Annotated in this window: 11 protein-coding genes; 6 read left to right on the top strand and 5 right to left on the bottom strand. The window is 71.5% G+C overall.

The genetic code is table 11. From position 1 onward, the window contains the following. The first annotated feature begins 96 nt into the window (after positions 1-96). The 4 genes from ACWC5C_RS05000 to ACWC5C_RS04985 all read left to right on the top strand — a co-directional run bounded on the left by ACWC5C_RS05000 (position 97) and on the right by ACWC5C_RS04985 (position 5,197). Positions 97-1,782: an alpha-L-fucosidase gene (locus ACWC5C_RS05000; RefSeq protein ID WP_450873760.1), complete on the top strand. Its 1,686-nt coding sequence runs from the start codon at positions 97-99 to the stop codon at positions 1,780-1,782. Positions 1,783-1,831: 49 nt separating this feature from the next. Further along, positions 1,832-2,077 carry a hypothetical protein gene (locus ACWC5C_RS04995; protein WP_385445900.1) on the top strand — a complete coding sequence of 82 codons (246 nt, stop codon included), beginning with the start codon at positions 1,832-1,834 and terminating at the stop codon, positions 2,075-2,077. A 237-nt stretch (positions 2,078-2,314) separates the two neighbouring features. Next, positions 2,315-3,289 (top strand): acyl-ACP desaturase, encoded by a 975-nt coding sequence (locus ACWC5C_RS04990; protein ID WP_450873758.1) that lies wholly within the window; start codon positions 2,315-2,317, stop codon positions 3,287-3,289. 21 nt (positions 3,290-3,310) lie between these two features. Then, a complete protein-coding gene (locus ACWC5C_RS04985; protein WP_450873756.1) occupies positions 3,311-5,197 on the top strand; it encodes a tetratricopeptide repeat protein in 1,887 nt (628 codons plus the stop codon). Between the two features lie 262 nt (positions 5,198-5,459). Here ACWC5C_RS04985 and pepN (ACWC5C_RS04980) read toward each other — a convergent pair whose 3' ends face one another. Both pepN (ACWC5C_RS04980) and ACWC5C_RS04975 read right to left on the bottom strand, forming a co-directional pair. Then, positions 5,460-8,033, bottom strand: a complete 2,574-nt coding sequence (pepN, locus tag ACWC5C_RS04980; protein ID WP_450873754.1) for an aminopeptidase N — start codon at positions 8,031-8,033, stop codon at positions 5,460-5,462. Between the two features lie 205 nt (positions 8,034-8,238). Then, positions 8,239-9,264 (bottom strand): aspartate-semialdehyde dehydrogenase, encoded by a 1,026-nt coding sequence (locus ACWC5C_RS04975; RefSeq protein WP_450873752.1) that lies wholly within the window; start codon positions 9,262-9,264, stop codon positions 8,239-8,241. A gap of 323 nt (positions 9,265-9,587) precedes the next feature. Between ACWC5C_RS04975 and ACWC5C_RS04970 the strand changes: the two genes are divergently transcribed. Continuing rightward, complete coding sequence (locus ACWC5C_RS04970; RefSeq protein ID WP_450873750.1) at positions 9,588-11,324, top strand: TIGR03767 family metallophosphoesterase; 1,737 nt, start codon at positions 9,588-9,590, stop codon at positions 11,322-11,324. A 13-nt stretch (positions 11,325-11,337) separates the two neighbouring features. Here the strand turns inward: ACWC5C_RS04970 and ACWC5C_RS04965 are convergent, their stop codons facing one another. Together ACWC5C_RS04965 and pepN (ACWC5C_RS04960) are read right to left on the bottom strand one after the other, a co-directional pair. Next, positions 11,338-12,381 (bottom strand): hypothetical protein, encoded by a 1,044-nt coding sequence (locus ACWC5C_RS04965; RefSeq protein ID WP_450873748.1) that lies wholly within the window; start codon positions 12,379-12,381, stop codon positions 11,338-11,340. A 122-nt stretch (positions 12,382-12,503) separates the two neighbouring features. After that, positions 12,504-15,122 (bottom strand): aminopeptidase N, encoded by a 2,619-nt coding sequence (gene pepN / locus ACWC5C_RS04960; RefSeq protein ID WP_450873746.1) that lies wholly within the window; start codon positions 15,120-15,122, stop codon positions 12,504-12,506. A gap of 165 nt (positions 15,123-15,287) precedes the next feature. On the opposite strand from pepN (ACWC5C_RS04960), the gene ACWC5C_RS04955 reads away from it, so the two are divergent. Continuing rightward, positions 15,288-15,923: a mycothiol-dependent nitroreductase Rv2466c family protein gene (locus ACWC5C_RS04955; RefSeq protein WP_450873744.1), complete on the top strand. Its 636-nt coding sequence runs from the start codon at positions 15,288-15,290 to the stop codon at positions 15,921-15,923. Between the two features lie 108 nt (positions 15,924-16,031). Here ACWC5C_RS04955 and ACWC5C_RS04950 read toward each other — a convergent pair whose 3' ends face one another. Next, entirely contained in the window at positions 16,032-16,673 is a 642-nt protein-coding gene (locus ACWC5C_RS04950; protein WP_450873742.1) for a superoxide dismutase, read from the bottom strand. Positions 16,674-16,737 lie beyond the last annotated feature (64 nt).

Here is a 16,737-nt window from a genome sequence, read left to right as displayed (position 1 = left end):
TGCCTGGGGGGCTCGGGCCACCGGGCCGCGCCTGCCTGTAGCCACGCGGTGCGGGGAAGGGTGTCATGGACACAACCGCATAACTGGAGGGGACCCATGCCCGCCCGAAGACTCCGCATCCTCGCCCTCGCCACCATGGCCGCCGCAGCGACGCTCATACCCATGGGTGGTGGTGGCGCCGCCGCCCAGGACGGGTGTGAGGGCCCCGTCAGCAACGCACACACGCACGTCATCGAGGCCTGCGACACCCCCGCCCGCATCATCGAGAAGGCCGCCCACACCGTCCCCACCCCCGGCCAAGCCGCCTGGCAGGAGCGCGACGTCACCGCGTTCACCCACTTCGGCATGAACACCTTCACCAACCGCGAATGGGGCTCCGGCACCGAGGACCCGAAGCGGTTCGACCCCGCCGCGCTCGACTTCGGCCAGTGGATGACCGCGTACAAGGCGGCCGGGGCCAGCCAAGTCATGCTCACCGCCAAGCACCACGACGGTTTCACGCTCTACCCCAGCCGCTACACACAGCACGACGTGGCCGCCAGCCCCTGGTGGACCCGTGGACCTGACCAGAAGAACCCCGACGGCGACGTGCTCGGGGCGTACGCGAAGGCGGCCCGCGCGGCGGGGCTCAAGGTCGGGGTGTACCTGTCGCCCGCCGACGGGGCCGAGCTGCCGCACGCCTGGCACGCCCAGTGGGTCGAGAAGGTCCGCGAGAAGCAGGCGAACGGCGGGCAGCTGTCGCTGCCGGAGCGCATGGCGCTGGAGGACGCGGGCCGCGCCCCCGCCGGGCAGGGCCGGTACGGCAACGGCAGCACGCCCACCGAGCGCACCATCCCGACCCTCGTGCCCGGCGACGACCGTGCCGCCGACGTCGCCTCCGGCAAGCTCCCCAGCTTCCGCTTCACCGCCGACGACTACGACGCGTACTACCTCAACCAGATCTACGAGATCCTCACCCAGTACGGCCCGATCGACGAGTTCTGGCTGGACGGCGCGAACCCCTGGTCGGGCGCCGGGATCACACAGAAGTACGACGTCGCCAACTGGTTCCGGCTGATCCGCGCCCTCTCCCCGGACACCGTCGTCTTCCAGGGCGCCCAGGGCGTGCGCTGGGTGGGCAACGAGGACGGCGTCGCCCGCGAGACGGAGTGGTCGGTGACCCCGTCCGCCGTCGACCCCGGGACCGTGATCGGCGGCGGGCTGCCGAACGACTCCACCGACGCCGACATCGGCTCCCGCGCGAAGCTGACCGCCCCCGGCGTGAAGTACCTCCAGTGGTACCCGGCCGAGGCGGACGTCTCGCTGCGCCCCGGCTGGTTCCACCACCCCGCCGAGCGCCCCAAGACGGCCGCGCAGCTGATGTCCCTGTACGAGCGCAGCGTGGGCCGCAACGCCTCGCTGCTCCTCAACGTCCCGCCCGCCAAGAACGGCCGGATCGACGACGCCGACGTCGCGTCCCTGACCGCCTTCGGGACGGCCGTACGGAACACCTACGGCTCCGGCCTGCCGACCGGCGGCGACCCCGTGACGTTCGACCGGGTGCGGCTCGGCGAGGACATCCGGCAGGGGCAGCGGGTCGAGGCGTTCACCGTACAGGCGCGGACCGCCGGGACCTGGCGGGACATCGCCTCCGGCACCACCATCGGCGCGCGGCGCATCCTGGCGCTGCCCACGGCCGTGACCGCCGACGCGGTGCGGGTGCGGGTGCGGGAGACCCGCGCCGCGCCACAGCTGCTGCCGGTGACCGTCCACCGCGCGCAGAAACCCCAGGAAGGGCCTTAAGGGCCACCCCGCGCACGCGCCACTCGCGGGCGTCCGATAGCTTGAACATGTGAGCTACAAGGTCAAAAAGAACGCCGTGCGCGCCGGTGCCGTCATCGCCGCGACGACGGCGATGCAGCTGATGTCGTCCCCCGCGTTCGCGCTCACCCGCGATGACGGTGACGACCCGGGTCCGGGCCTGAGCGTCGCCGAGACGCTCGGCCTCTTCGTCGTCGCCCCGATCCTCCTGTTCCTGGTGATCGCGGGCCTCGTCATGATGGGTGACAAGAAGTCCGGTCAGCAGCAGACCGACTGATGACGGGCAAACGAGAGACGAAGCGCTGAACGGCGCTGCGAGGGCGCCCCTGGCCGAACGGCCGGGGGCGCCCTCGTCGTATCCGCGCGACCCCTCCGGTGTCCGCTCCCCTGTCCGCTCCGTATCCGCGGTCGCGACGCCCGGGACCGGAGCGGTTTATTTTCGCTTTAACCTACGGTGTCGTAACCTACGGAGCCGTAGGTAAAGTCCGCCGTTCCCGTCCCCAGGAGCTTCGCAGTGACCCTCGCCCCCTCCAGCCGCAACGGTCAGGCCGTGTGGAGCGATACCCAGCTCCTGTACGCACTCGAAGAGGTCGTCGAGACCGAGCTGAACCGGCATCTGAAGGTCGCCAAGGAATGGATGCCCCACGAGTACGTGCCGTGGAGCGACGGCCGCAACTTCGACGGGGTCATGGGCGGTGAGGCCTGGGCGCCCGACCAGTCCAAGGTCAGCGACGTCGGCCGGATCGCGCTCGTGGTGAACCTCCTCACCGAGGACAACCTCCCCAGCTACCACCACGAGATCGCGACCCTCTTCGGCCGCGACGGCGCCTGGGGCACCTGGGTGCACCGCTGGACGGCGGAGGAGGGGCGGCACGGCATCGTCATGCGCGACTACCTGCTCACCAGCCGCGCCGTCGACCCGGTGCAGCTGGAGCGGTTCCGCATGACCCACATGGAGGAGGGCTTCGAGTCCGACAACAACCACAGCATGCTGCACACTGTGGCCTACGTCGCCTTCCAGGAGCTGGCCACCCGCATCTCGCACCGCAACACCGGGCACCACTCCGGCGACCCGGTCTGCGACCGGATGCTGGCGCGCATCGCCACCGATGAGAACCTGCACATGATCTTCTACCGGAACCTGCTCTCGAAGGCCTTCGAGCTGGCTCCCGACCAGACCATGTGCGCCGTCCGCGACGTCGTCGTCGGCTTCCGGATGCCCGGTCACGGCATGCCCGGCTTCGAGCGGGCCGCGGCGCAGATAGCGATTGGCGGCATTTACAACCTGCGTATCCACCACGACGACGTCCTCCAGCCGGTGCTGCGCTTCCTCAAGGTGCTGCAGATCGGCGGGCTCGGTCCGGACGGCCTCAAGGCGCAGGAGGAACTGGGCCTCTACATGGGCGGACTCGACGACCAGGCCACCAAGTTCGACGAGCGCCGCGAGGCGCTGCTGGCCCGGCGCAGGGCCCGTGCCGAGCAGGCTTGATCACTCTGGCACCATCGGGTGATGGTCGATCATCCTTCGCACGGGACGTCCGGCGCGGCTCCTGCGGAAACCCCCGGTGACAGCCGTGAAAACGGTGAAAGGCGTGACGAGGCAGCCGAGTTGCGGGCCGCGGCGGCGGCCGGGGAGCCGGGCGCGTACCGCTCGTACGCCGAACTCCTCACGGAGCGCGGTCAGTTGGACGAGGCCCTGCCCTGGTGGGCCAGGGCCGCCGACGCCGGGGACGCGGACGCCTCGCGCACCCTCGCGGTGTGCCACCAGGGCCGCGGCGACTTCGCCGAGGCCGAGCGGTGGTACCGGACCGCCGCCGACCGCGACGGCGGCTGCGCCCTCGGGCTCGCCCGGCTCCTCCAGGAGGCGGGCGACCCGGCCGGTGCGGAGGAGTGGTACCGGCGCGGGGCCGCGCTCGGCAGTGTCGCCTGCAAGACCGACGGCGCCGTGATGCTGGCCGCCCGGGGCGAGTGGGACACCGCCCTGGAGCTGCTGGCCGAGGCGTCCGCCCAGGGCGACGACGTCGCGACCCGCACCCGCAAGGTCATCGAGGACCTGCTCGACGAGCTGGCGGGCTGGCGCGACGCCCTCGCCGCAGCGGAGGCCGCGGGCGACCCCGACGCCGCGTACGAGGCGCTGCGCGCGCTGCTCGACCCCGAGCGGCAGGGGATGTACGACACCTGCCCGCACCTGGTCGCCGAGGCCGAGGCGCTGTACGCCCGCGCCGCGGCCGTCGGCAGCGTCAAGGCCCTGGTCGACCAGGCCATCTTCACCGCCCGCGATTCCGCTCGCTCGGACGAGGCTCGCGCCCTGGTCGAGCGCGCCCATGAACGCGGTTACGACGGCGCCGCGTTCGTGCTCGGCGTCTGGGCCGAGGAGCGCGGCGAGCTGCGGGCCGCGGAGACCTGGTACCGCACCGCCGACGACGCGGACGGCGGCCACTTCTGGGCCTGCTACAACCTCGGCGTGCTGTGCACCCGCCAGCGGCGGCTGGACGAGGCCGAAGAGTGGCTGCTGTCCACCGGCATCGACCCGGAGAACTGGGACCCGTTCTCGGAGAGCGAGGACCGGGTCATCAGAGCCCTGGAGGACGTCGCCGCCATCCGCGCCGACCCCGCGCGGCAGGGCTCCGCCCAGTGGCGCGACCGCCTCCCCGCGCTGCGCGCCCGCGCCGCAGACGGCGGGCCCGACGCCTGGTACGCCTACGCCGAGGCCCTCGACCACATCCACCGGCTCCCCGAGGCCGCCGAGTGGTACCGCAAGGCGGGCACCCCGCGCGCCCTGCTCGCCCTCGGCCGGATGCTGCACCAGGCGGGCGGCGCCAAGGGCACGCTCATGGTGCCGTACTACGAACCCGCCGCGGGCGAGGGCGACGCCTCCGCCGCGTACGACATCGGCCGCGTCCACGAGGACGCCGGGGACCGGCGCACCGCCGAGATCTGGTTCCACCGCGCCGCCGGGCTCGGCCACGGGGGCGCCGCGTGGTGGCTCGGCCGGACCTCCGAGGAGCGCGGCGGCGACCCGCAGCAGGCCGAGCGCTGGTACGTACGCGCCGCCCGCACCGGCCTCGTCCCGCCCGCCTTCCTCGCGGGCCGCAGCATGGTCCGCCGAGGCGCCCACGCCGACGCCGTACCGCTGCTGCACGCCGCGCACGACGGCGGCCACGCGGAGGCCGCGTACTGGCTGGCCAAGGCCGTACGGGGACTCGGCCGCCCGGAGGAGGCCGAACGGTGGCTGCGCACGGCCGCCGAACGCCATCCGCGGCTGCTGCGCGAGTACGGCCCCATGGCCCGCCACGCCCTCCCCGACCCCCGCCACGAGCTGGCCGAGGTCCTGGTAGAGCTGGGCCGCGACGAGGCGGCGGCCGAGGTACTGACGGAGTGCCCACCCCTGAGCTGACCGGGGCGCTCATTCCCCCACCCCGCCCCGGCCCCCCACGAGGCTTCGCCGCAGACGAATCCGCCGGTTTGTGGGCAATCGTTCCGCGGGGCGGAACGGGTGGGCACAAACCGGCCACCGGGCCGCACCCGGCGGCGAAACCTCCGCCAGCGGCGGCCTGGGCCGCCCCGGCCACCGGGCCGCACCCGGGGGCGAAGCCCCCGCCGGAGGGCCCGGCGGCAGGGCGAGCCGTAAGGGCTCGCACTGCCGCCGACGCGCCGCGTCAGCCCGCGTCCGCGTCCGCCACCCGCGCCCTGAGCGCACGCTCGACACCCGCCCGCGACTCCGTCACCAGCCGCCGCAGCGCCGCACTGGGCTCGGCAGACGCCAGCCACGCGTCCGTGGCGTCCAGCGTCGCCTGGGAGACCTGGAGCACCGGGTACAGCCCCACCGCGATCTGCTGCGCCATCTCATGGCTGCGGACGTTCCAGACGTCCTTGACCGCCGCGAAGTACTTCTCGCTGTACGGCGCCAACAGCTCCCGCTGATCGGTCTGCACGAACCCCCCGATCACAGCCTCCTGCACCGCGTTCGGAAGCTTGTCGCCCTCGACGACCGACGCCCACGCCTCCGCCTTGGCGGCCTCCGTAGGCCGCGCGGCCCGCGCCGTGGCGGCGTGCCGCTCACCGGCCGACGTCTTGTCGCGCTCCAGCTCCGCCGCGATCTCGGCCTCATCGGCGCGCCCAGTAGCCGCAAGCCGCTCCACCAGCGCCCAGCGCAGCTCGGTGTCGACGGCCAGGCCCTCGATCGTCTCGCTGCCGTCCAGCAGCCCGGCGAGCAGATCGAGCTGGGCATCCGTACGAGCCGTCGCCGCGAAGGCGCGCGCCCAGGCGAGCTGGTGGTCGCTGCCGGGGGCGGCGGCACGCAGATGCTCCAGCGTGGCCTCGGTCCACCGGGCGAGCCCGGCCTCACGCCACTCAGGGGCCGCGTACAGGTCGAGCGCCAGCTTCACCTGCCGGTGCAGCGACTGCACCACGCCGATGTCGGACTCCTTGGCCACCCCGGACAGCACCAGCGCGAGGTAGTCGCGGGCGGCCAGCTCGCCGTCCCGGGTCATGTCCCAGGCGGAGGCCCAGGACAGCGCCCGCGGCAGGGACGCCTCGAAGTCGCCCAGGTGCTCGGTGACGACGGCGAGCGAATCGGCGTCGAGCCGGACCTTGGCGTACGAGAGGTCGTCGTCATTCAGCAGAATCACCGCGGACCGCTTCGTGCCGACCAGGGCGGGCACCTCGGTCAGCTCGCCGTCCACGTCCAGCTCGATCCGCTCGGAGCGGACCAACTTGCCGGTCGCGTCGAGGTCGTACAGCCCGATCGCGATGCGGTGCGGCCGCAGCGTGGGCTCGCCCTTGGCGCCGGTCGGCAGCGCCGGGGCCTCCTGCCGCACCGCGAAGGCGGTGATGGTGCCGGAGGCGTCCGTGGTGATCTCCGGCCGCAGCACATTGATCCCGGCGGTCTGCAGCCACGCCTTCGACCAGGTCTTCAGATCGCGCCCGCTGGTCTCCTCCAGCGCGCCGAGCAGATCGCTGAGCCGGGTGTTCTTGTACGCGTGGCGCTTGAAGTACGCCTGCACGCCGCGGAAGAACTCGTCCATGCCGACGTACGCGACGAGCTGCTTGAGCACGCTCGCGCCCTTGGCGTACGTGATGCCGTCGAAGTTGACCAGGACGTCGTCCAGGTCGCTGATCTCGGCCATGATCGGGTGGGTGGACGGCAGCTGGTCCTGCCGGTAGGCCCACGTCTTCATGGAGTTGGCGAAGGTGGTCCACGAGTGCGGCCACTTGCTGCCCGGCGCGTACGCCTGGCAGGCGATGGAGGTGTAGGTGGCGAACGACTCGTTCAGCCACAGGTCGTTCCACCACTCCATGGTGACCAGGTCGCCGAACCACATGTGGGCCAGCTCGTGGAGGATGGTCTCGGCCCGCACCTCGTACGCCGCGTCCGTCACCTTGGAGCGGAAGACGTACTGGTCGCGGATGGTCACCGCGCCCGCGTTCTCCATCGCGCCCGCGTTGAACTCCGGCACGAAGAGCTGGTCGTACTTGGCGAACGGGTACGCGTAGTCGAACTTCTCCTCGAACCAGTCGAAGCCCTGCCGCGTCACCGCGAAGATGGCGTCCGAGTCGAGGAACTCGGCGAGCGAGGGACGGCAGTAGATGCCGAGCGGCACCGACCGGCCGTCGCCGCCGTCCCAGCTGCTGTGCACGCTGTGGTACGGGCCGACGATGAGCGCGGTGACGTACGTCGAGATGCGCGGCGTCGGGTCGAAGCGCCAGACGTTGTCCTTGGGCTCGGGCGTCAGCGAGTTGGAGATCACCGTCCAGCCCTCGGGCGCGGTCACGGTGAACTGGAACGTGGCCTTCAGGTCCGGCTGCTCGAAGCTCGCGTACACCCGGCGGGCGTCCGGCACCTCGAACTGCGTGTAGAGGTACGCCTGCTGGTCGACCGGGTCGACGAAGCGGTGCAGCCCCTCACCGGTGTTGGTGTACGCGCAGTCGGCGACGACCCGCAACTCGTTGCGCCCGGCCAGCAGCGACGGCAGCGCGATCCGGGAGTCCTGGAAGACCTCGGCGGGGTCCAGGGCGTCCCCGTTGAGGACCACCTCGTGGACGGTGGGCGCCACCAGGTCGATGAACGAGGACGCACCCGCCTCGGCGGCGTCGAAGCGCACCGAGGTCACCGAGCGGTAGGTGCCGCCCTCCTGCGCGCCGCTCAGGTCCAGCTCGATGTCGTACGCGTCCACGGTCAGGAGGCGCGCTCGCTCTCGCGCTTCCTCCCGGGTGAGGTTGGTACCAGGCACGTCGGCTCTCTCCCGTTCGTCATGTGCGGTATGTGTGGTACGCCATGCGTCAGGCGGATTGCCATCCTCGCACGTCGGAACCGGTCCGCGCCGGTAGATGACCGGCCAGTACGACCACCCCGTACGACCGCCCCGGGAAACGCCGGAGGGGGAGCGGCCGACGGGCCGCTCCCCCTCCGGGGGCAGGTGTGGGCGTCAGCTCACGTCAGCTCAGGTCGGCCGCCACCAGCTCGGCGATCTGCACCGCGTTCAGCGCCGCGCCCTTGCGCAGGTTGTCGTTGGACAGGAACAGCGCGAGACCGTTCTCGACCGTCTCGTCCGCCCGGATGCGGCCCACGAAGCTCGGGTCCTGGCCCGCGGCCTGCAGCGGGGTCGGGATGTCGCTGAGGGCCACGCCCGGGGCTCCGGCCAGCAGCTGCACGGCCCGCTCGACGCTGATCGGACGCTCGAAGCGCGCGTTCACCTGGATCGAGTGGCCGCTGAAGACCGGGACCCGGACGCAGGTGCCGGAGACCTTCAGGTCCGGGATCTCCAGGATCTTGCGGCTCTCGTTGCGGAGCTTCTGCTCCTCGTCGGTCTCCAGCCGGCCGTCCTCGACGATCTTCCCGGCCAGCGGGAGCACGTTGAAGGCGATCGGGCGGGCGTAGACCTCCGGCTCGGGGAAGTCGACCGCCGAACCATCGTGGGTCAGCTCCGCCGCGCGCTCGGCGCCCTTGCGGATCTGGTTGTCCAGCTCCGCGACGCCGGAGAGCCCGGAGCCGGAGACGGCCTGGTAGGTGGTGGCGACCAGGGCGGTCAGCCCCGCCTCCTGGTGCAGCGGGCGCAGCACCGGCATGGCCGCCATGGTGGTGCAGTTCGGGTTGGCGATGATGCCCTTGGGGCGCTGCACCGCCGCATGCGGGTTGACCTCGGAGACGACCAGCGGAACGTCGGGGTCCATCCGGAAGGCGGACGAGTTGTCGATCACGACCGGGCCCTGCGCGGCGACCTTCTCGGCCAGCGCCCGGGAGGTGGCGCCGCCCGCCGAGAACAGCACGATGTCCAGGCCGGAGTAGTCGGCCGTGGCCGCGTCCTCGACGGTGACCTCGGTGCCGCCCCAGGGGAGCGTGCGGCCCGCGGAACGGGCGGACGCGAACAGCCGCAGCTGGTCGGCGGGGAAGTCGCGCTCGGCGAGTATCCTCCGCATCACTCCGCCGACCTGGCCGGTCGCTCCGACGATTCCGATCCTCATATGAACCCTTTTCCTTGGTTGTGTCTCTTCGCGGCGCCTACCCTCCGGCCAGTGTCTCAGGCCTCGCCGTGACCTTTCCGTGACCAATGTCGCACGGGTCCGGGCTCCCCGGGCTTCCCGCGCGGGTGAACACGAAGTGAGCGGAAGAATTCCTGTTCACGAGGGTGCGATGGCCGTTTTCTTCACGAAGATCGTCGTGAGGAGATCGGCGGCCTGCGTTGCCATGTCGTTCACTCTCAGGCCATCCCCGATGCCAACGATCCGAGGTGAGGACAGCCGCCGCTGTCCACCCGCTTCGCGAATCACTCGGGGAGAGATCGCGCATGTCCCGCATACGGTCCGCCGCCTCCGCGGTCGCCGCGCTCGACCGTCGCACCTTTCTCACCGCCGCGGCAGCCACCGGCGCCACGGCCGGCCTCGGCATCGCCTTCGGGCCCGGCAGCGGATCGGCAAAGGCATCGTCGCCCGCCACGGCGCAGGTAGCGGGGCGCAGGGTGGCCCAGGCGCCCGCGGCTCCCTCCAACGCCGGTACCACGCTGGAGACTTTCTCCGCGCCGACCACCGACTCCGGCGGCTACCGGCGCCTCGGCGACGGCCCGGGCTGGGAGCGCCGGGTACGCACCGACATCACCGGCGCCAAGGCGGGCCGGGAGGACCGGCGCACCGCCCTCGCCTCGTTCGTCCAGCTGACGGACATGCACCTGTCCGACGTCCAGCACCCGTTGCGCTACGAGTTCCTGCGCTCCGGGCGCACCGGCGCCTGGCGCCCCCACGAGGCGCTGACCGTCGTAGGCCTCGCCTCCCTCATCGAGCGGGTCAACGGGCTGCGCGGCGGCCCCGCCACCGGCGCCCCGCTCTCCTTCGTGATGACGACCGGTGACAACACCGACAACAACTCGAAGATCGAGCTGGACTGGTTCCTCACCGCCATGAACGGCGGCCGGATCACCCCCAACACCGGCGATCCGCGCCACTACGAGGGCGTGCAGAACAGCGGGCTCAAGGAGTTCTGGCACCCGGAGCAGGCGCTGCGCGACTCCGACAAGCAGCTGGGCTTCCCGCGGATCGAGGGCTTCCTCGACGCCGCTCTGCGCACCGTCAACAGCCCCGGGCTGCGGCTGCCGTGGTACTCGACCGTCGGCAACCACGACGATCTGGCGGGCGGTGTCTACTCGTTCGGCCGCGACTACATCACGGACATCGCGACCGGCAAGCGGAAGCTCCAGCTCATCCCGGCCGACGAGGCCGCGGCGATCTACAAGGGCCAGCGCAAGGGCGCCGACCCCAAGGGCACCGACATGAAGGCCCTGGTGGAGGCGCACGCCAAGGAGATGCGCACGGTCACCCCGGACGAGCGCCGGGCGCCCTTCACCCAGAAGGAGTACCTGGCCGCGCACCTCGACCCGCTGGCCGCCGGGGCGGGCCCGGTCGGCCACGGCTACACCCGGGCCAACCTCGAAGAGGGCACCCTCTACTACTCGTTCCGGATCTCCGAGAACGTCATCGGCATCAGCCTGGACACCACCGACCCGGGCGGCCACTACACCGGCTCGATCGGCACCGCCCAGCTGAAGTGGCTGGAGCGGACGCTCAAGGAGCACAAGGACGACTACGTCATCGTCTACAGCCACCACTACAGCGACAGCCTGAACAACATGAACGCCGACCCGGCCCACCCGGGCGAGACCCGGCACGGCGGCGACGAGGTGGTCTCCCTCTTCCAGAGCCACCCCCAGGTGCTGGCCTGGATCAACGGCCACAGCCACCAGAACGAGATCACCCCGCGCGACACCTTCTGGGAGATCACCACCGCCTCCCACGTCGACTTCCCCCAGCTGGCCCGGGTCATCGAGGTCGTCGACAACGAGGACGGCACGCTGTCCCTGTTCACCACGCTCATCGAGGCGGCCGCTCCGCGCCGCACCGACTTCGAGGACCTGTCGCAGACCGGACTCGCCGCGCTCTACCGCGAACTGGCCTTCAACGCCCCCGGCGCCAGCCAGACCCTCGCCGGTGACCCGGACGACCGCAACACCGAACTGCTGCTGCGCAAGCCGTGAGGCCGTAGCCGGATCAGCGCGGCAGCAGCATCACATAGGGGGCCGGGCCGCGGTCGGCGGACGCGAACAGCGCCGTACGGACCACCGCGGCCTGCGCCTCCAGGCTGTCCCTGAGCCGCCGGGGCGTGACGCGCACGACGGTGATGCCCATCCCCTCCAGATGCTCGCGCCGACGGGCCTGGGCGGTGCCCGGGACGGGCCCGCCGTGGCGCGGCGCCCGGGCGTCGATCTCCAGTGCGACGCCCTGGTCCCGCCAGTACGCGTCCACCGCGCCGAGCGCGGGCCCGCCCGGCATCCGCAGCTCCACGTTCCACAGCGGCTCGGGCAGACCGTAGCCGCGCACCATGTCGTACAGCTTCCCCTCGGCGATGGCCCGCCCCTCGGCGAGCAGCGCGTCCACGGCGTCGACGACATGCGGCCGGGACAGCAGCCGGGCCCCGCTCAGCTCCGCGACCACGGTCGCGGCGTCACAGTGCCCCCGGCGCACGGACTCGGTGAGCAGCGCGCGCACCGTCACCGCGTCGGAGAGCCGGGCGACCGCGTCGGCCAGCGCCCGGGCGACCGGGGCGGTGGGCATCCCGGCGCGGTCCTGCGGCGGCGGGAGGGGCAGGTCGCGGACGAAGCGTACGAAGCCGGTGGAGCGCAGCCGCCGGGCACGCGGCACCAGGATGTCGACGCGGTCGAGGGAGGCCAGCGGGGGAGCGGAGGAGAAGTGGTGCAGGGCGAGCGCCGCGAGCCCGGTGATCATCGCCTCACCGTACGGGCCGTCCGCCGCGGAACCGCCACCGCCACCGTCGCCGCCGCCGTGCCCCGTCTGACCGCGGCTCGCCGTGTAGAGCAGCGCCGCGTACAGCCGCTCCTCGCCGGTCGGCGGACCCGGGTGCAGCAGGTGCACGCCCGGCAGCATCCGCTGCCAGGGGCCACCGGCCCGGCAGCGCTCGGCGGTCTGGGCCGCCGTCACGCCGTGCTCCCGCAGCTGACGCGTCGTCAAGACGCGGCGGCGGGCGTCCGAGAGGTGGTGGAGGGGGCGAGGGGACAGCGGTGTGTTGTGGTTCATGACCCCGCCATTCCCGCCCGCTCCACCCCCCTCACCGCTGTGACAGAACCGTCGACAAAACCGGACAACACCGCACTAAAGTACGGCAGTTCGAATGCCGAAAGGGCCCCCGCCGTACTCGCCTATCCGGCGGCCCGCGCGTCGCACTCCTGTCCGCGCAGGGTCCGCGCGAGGTCGTCGCGGGCCTCCAGCACCAGCCGCCGCAGCGCGGACGGCGCCTCCGGGCGGCCGGTCAGCCAGGCGTCGGCCGCCGCCAGGGTGGTGGCATCGCCCTGGGTGGCCGGGAACAGCCCACGCACGATCGCCATGGCGATCTCGATCGACCGCTCCTGCCAGATCCGCTCGATCACCTCGAAGTAGCGCGGGGCGTACGGCGCCAGCAGCTCGCGCTGGTCCGGCTGGTCGAAGCCCGCGATGGTGGCCTCCACCAGCGCGTTCGACAGCCGGTCGGTGTCCACCACGGTCGCCCACGCCTCGGCCTTGACCTCGGCCGAGGGCCGGGCGGCCAGCGACCGCACCTGATGGCGCTTGCCGGACGCGGTGTCGTCGCGGGACAGCTCCGCCGCGATCGCCTTCTCGTCGGCCTCCCCCAGCGCGGCGAGCGCCGCCAGGAACGTCCAGCGCAGCTCCTGGTCCACTTCGAGCCCGTCGATCCGGGCCGTCCCGTCCAGCAGCCCGCGCAGCATCCGCAGCGAACCATCGGCCGAGGCGACCTGGGCGAAGAACCGCGCCCAGGCGAGCTGGTGTCCGCTGCCCGGCGCGGCGAGCCGCAGCTCGCGCAGCGCGCTCTCGGCGATCCCGCTCCCGGCCTCCGCGCGGCGCTCGGGCGCGCTGTAGTGATGGAACGCGGACAGCGCCCACGACTGGACCATCTGGAGCACGCCGATGTCGCTCTCCGCCCCGGCGAACCGCTCCACCAGCGCGAGGTAGTCGCGGGCGGGCATCAGCCCGTCCCGGGTGAGGTTCCACAGCGCGGACCAGCACAGCGCGCGGGCGAGCGGATCGCTCAGATCGCCCAGATGCTCGCGCAGGGTGTCCAGCGAGGCCTCGTCGAAGCGGACCTTGGCGTAGGTGAGGTCCTCGTCGTTGACCAGGATCAGATCGGGCCGCTCGGCCCCGGTCAGCTCGCTGACGACCGTACGGGGACCGTCGACGTCCACCTCGGCGCGGGCGTAGCGCACCAGCGCCCCGGGGCGCTCCCCGGCGGCGTCCTTCCGGTACAGCCCGACCGCGACCCGGTGCGGGCGCAGCGAAGGATGGCTGTCGGACCCGGCCTCCTGGAGGACGGCCAGCTCGGTGATGTGTCCCTCGGCGTCGTAGACGGCCTGCGGGGTCAGTACGTTGACGCCCGCGGTCTCCAGCCAGGCCCGCGACCAGGCCGCCATGTCCCGGCCGGAGGTCTCGGTGAGCACCGACAGCAGATCCGTCAGCCGGGTGTTCCCGTACGCGTGCCGCTTGAAGTAGCGGCGGGCGCCCTCCAGGAAGGCGTCCTGCCCGGCGTAGGCCACCAGCTGCTTGAGCACCGACGCGCCCTTGGCGTAGGTGATCCCGTCGAAGTTGAGCTTGGCGTCCTCCAGGTCCCGGATGTCGGCCGTGACGGGATGGGTGGACGGCAGCTGGTCGGCCCGGTACGCCCAGGACTTGCGGCGGTTGGCGAAGGTGATCCAGCCGTCGGTGAAGCGGGTCGCCCCGACCAGCGCGAAGGCCCCCATGAAGTCGGCGAACGACTCCTTGAGCCACAGGTCGTCCCACCACTCCATGGTGACCAGGTCGCCGAACCACATGTGCGCCATCTCGTGCAGGATGACGGTCGCCCGGTGCTCGTACGACGCCTGGGTGACCTTGCCGCGGAAGACGAACTCCTCGCGGAAGGTCACGCACCCCGGGTTCTCCATCGCGCCGATGTTGTACTCCGGCACGAACGCCTGGTCGTACTTCCCGAAGGGGTACGGATAGTCGAAGTGGTCGTGGAAGAAATCCAGGCCCTGCTTGGTGATGGTGAAGATGTCGTCCGCGTCGAAGTGCTTGGCGAGCCCCTTGCGGCACAGCGCGCCGAGCGGGACCTCCAGCACCGAGCCGTCCGGCTGGGTGCGGCGGTAGCGGTCGCTCTCGTAGTGGTACGGGCCCGCGACGACGGCCGTGATGTACGTCGAGATGGGCAGGGTCGGGGTGAACCGGGTGGTCGCGGCCCCGTCGCCGTCACCGGACGGCTCGACTCCGGCGGCCGTCCCGTTGCTCAGCACGATCCAGCTCTCGGGGGCGGTCACCGAGAAGGTGAACGGCGCCTTCAGATCGGGCTGTTCGAAGTTGGCGAAGACCCGGCGGGCGTCGGCCGGTTCGTACTGGGTGTAGAGATACACCTCGCCGTCCTCGGGGTCGACGAAGCGGTGCAGCCCCTCGCCCGTGCGGCTGTACGCGCACCGCGCGTCCACCACCAGCTCGTTCTCCCCCGCCAGCCCCTCCAGGGCGATCCGGGAGCCGTCGAAGACGGCGGCCGGGTCCAGCTCCCGCCCGTTGAGCCGCACCGCGACGACCTCCGGCGCCACCAGGTCGGCGAAGGACGCCGCCCCCGGCTCGGCGCAGCGGAAGCGCACGGTCGTCGTCGAGCGGAAGGTGCGCGGCCCCGGTCCGGGATCCGCCCCGACCGCGGACCGCAGGTCGAGGGCCACGTCGTACGCGTCAACCGACAACAGCCTCGCCCGCTCGCGGGCCTCGTCACGGGTCAGGTTCTCACCGGGCACGTAGTGGCTCCCCTCGTGTCCCTCTCGCCATTCCGGACAGCGGGAATCATGTCACGCGGCACTGACACTCGGTATCGGGGAATGGTCCCCGGGCCCGGCCACGTTGTCGGTACGAGACAACTGCCGATACCTCTTTATCCCCGCGCGCCCGTCTGAGGAGAGACCGTGACCGAGACAGTCAAGACTCCCGCCGATTTCTGGTTCGACCCGCTGTGTCCCTGGGCCTGGATGACCTCGCGCTGGATGCTCGAGGTGGAAAAGGTCCGCCCCGTCGAGGTGCGCTGGCATGTGATGAGCCTCGCCGTGCTCAACGAGCCCAAGCTGGACGAGCTGCCCGAGCGGTACCAGGAGCTGATGAAAACCGCCTGGGGCCCGGTCCGGGTCTGCATAGCCGCCGAGCAGAAGCACGGGAGTGACGTCCTCGGCCCCCTCTACACCGCCCTCGGCACCCGCTTCCACAACCAGGGCCTGGAGAAGAACCGCGAGACGATCGTCGCCGCCCTGGAGGAGGCCGGACTGCCCGCCGACCTCGCAGACGCGGCCGACTCCGACGCCTACGACACCGAGCTGCGCGCCTCCCACGCGGCGGGCATCGACCTGGTCGGCCAGGAGGTCGGCACCCCGGTCATCGCGGTCCCCGGCTCGGACGGCGAGCAGATCGCCTTCTTCGGCCCGGTCGTCACCCCCGCCCCCAAGGGCGACGCCGCCGCCCAGCTCTGGGACGGCACCCTGCTGGTCGCCTCCATCCCGGGCTTCTACGAGATCAAGCGCACCCGCACGGTCGGCCCGATCTTCGACTGACCGCACCCTTGATACGGCAGGGCCCCCGCGCGACTCGACCGCGCGGGGGCCCTGTTCTCCGCCCTGCCCGTGAAGGCTGAGAAGACGATCACGCAAGCAGGAGGCTCATTACGGAGCCAGCAGCAGGCTGTGGGCGCGCTCTTTGGCAGCCGCGTAGCGGCGGGCGACATCCTGCCAGTTGACGACCTTCCACATGGCCTCGATGAAGTCCACCTTCTGGTTCTTGTACTGCAGGTAGAAGGCGTGCTCCCAGGCGTCGAAGACCAGGATCGGCACCGAACCCTGCCCCACGTTCCCCTGGTGGTCGTACACCTGCTCCACCACCAGCCGCCCGCTCACCGGCTCGTACGCCAGCACACCCCACCCCGACCCCTGGGTGGTCCCGGCCGCCTTGGTCAGCTGCGCCTTGAACCGGTCGAAGGACCCGAAGCCCTCGGCGATGGCATCGGCCAGCTCGCCCACCCCGTCCTTCGCCAGCGGCTCACCACCGCCGTCGCCGGTCATGTTGGTCCAGTAGATGCTGTGCAGGATGTGGCCCGACAGATGGAAGGCCAGATTCTTCTCCAGCCCGTTGATCGACCCCCACTGGTCCTTGTCCCGCGCCTCGGCGAGCTGCTCCAGCGTGTCGTTCGCGCCCTTCACATACGTGGCGTGGTGCTTGTCGTGATGCAGCTCGATGATCTCGGGGCTGATGACCGGGGCCAGCGCCGAGTAGTCGTACGGAAGTTCAGGAAGTGTGTAGATGGCCATGCCAAGCCCTCCGACCCTTATTGCAATTAGCTTGCAACTGCACGCTACCAGTAAGAACTTTCTC

It is taken from the genome of Streptomyces sp. NPDC001700 (assembly GCF_053596435.1).
Note: the sequence above shows the minus strand (reverse complement) of the source record. Positions and strands in the feature narration are given on the sequence as shown.

Bases quoted from the DNA above. Each gene is read 5' to 3' on its own strand.
- ACWC5C_RS04965 (WP_450873748.1), bottom strand. From the start codon at position 12,381: ATGAACCACAACACACCGCTGTCCCCTCGCCCCCTCCACCACCTCTCG.
- ACWC5C_RS04985 (WP_450873756.1), top strand. From the start codon at position 3,311: ATGGTCGATCATCCTTCGCACGGGACGTCCGGCGCGGCTCCTGCGGAA.
- ACWC5C_RS04975 (WP_450873752.1), bottom strand. From the start codon at position 9,264: ATGAGGATCGGAATCGTCGGAGCGACCGGCCAGGTCGGCGGAGTGATG.
- ACWC5C_RS04970 (WP_450873750.1), top strand. From the start codon at position 9,588: ATGTCCCGCATACGGTCCGCCGCCTCCGCGGTCGCCGCGCTCGACCGT.
- ACWC5C_RS04950 (WP_450873742.1), bottom strand. From the start codon at position 16,673: ATGGCCATCTACACACTTCCTGAACTTCCGTACGACTACTCGGCGCTG.
- ACWC5C_RS05000 (WP_450873760.1), top strand. From the start codon at position 97: ATGCCCGCCCGAAGACTCCGCATCCTCGCCCTCGCCACCATGGCCGCC.